This is a genomic window from Gordonia sp. OPL2, assembly GCF_003797825.1.
In the GTDB taxonomy this organism is placed as follows: Bacteria; Actinomycetota; Actinomycetes; order Mycobacteriales; family Mycobacteriaceae; genus Gordonia.
In genome coordinates, this window is record NZ_RKME01000073.1 from 1 (window position 1) to 465 (window position 465).

At 71.2% G+C, this 465-nt stretch carries 1 protein-coding gene; it reads left to right on the forward strand.

What is annotated here, in order from left to right:
* A partial coding sequence (locus EEB19_RS26330; RefSeq protein WP_187590282.1) for a FecR domain-containing protein occupies nt 1-465 on the forward strand: 465 nt, incomplete at both ends.

A 465-nucleotide genomic window follows, 5' to 3' on the forward strand; every position in this document is an offset into this window, starting at 1 on the left:
GACCCTGTTCCAGCAGGGCGAGGAACTGGCCGCCGACCCGTGGCTGCGCACCGCCGCGGCACGTGCGGCACGGCCGGCGCCGCGTCGCTGGCTGCCGGCAGTGGCCGCCGCCGCAGGCGTCTGCCTGGCCATCGGGATCGGCTGGATGATTGCCGTCGACGGCAACCCCACGCCGCTGCGCTATGCCAACGATTCCCACCAGCCCCGGCAGCAGACGCTGGCCGATGGCAGCGTGGCCACGCTGGATGCGGGCACCACCCTGCACGCCCGTTTCGGTTGGCGCCATCGCAACCTGGTGCTGGAACGTGGCCGCCTGCAGCTGCAGGTCGCACCGTCGGGCAAGGCCCTGCAGCTGCGCGCCGGCGACAGCACCATCCGCGACATCGGCACCACCTTTCAGGTGGAACGCCTGCATGATGGCCTGGTCGAAGTCGCACTGCTGGAAGGTGCGGTGGAAGTCAGCAG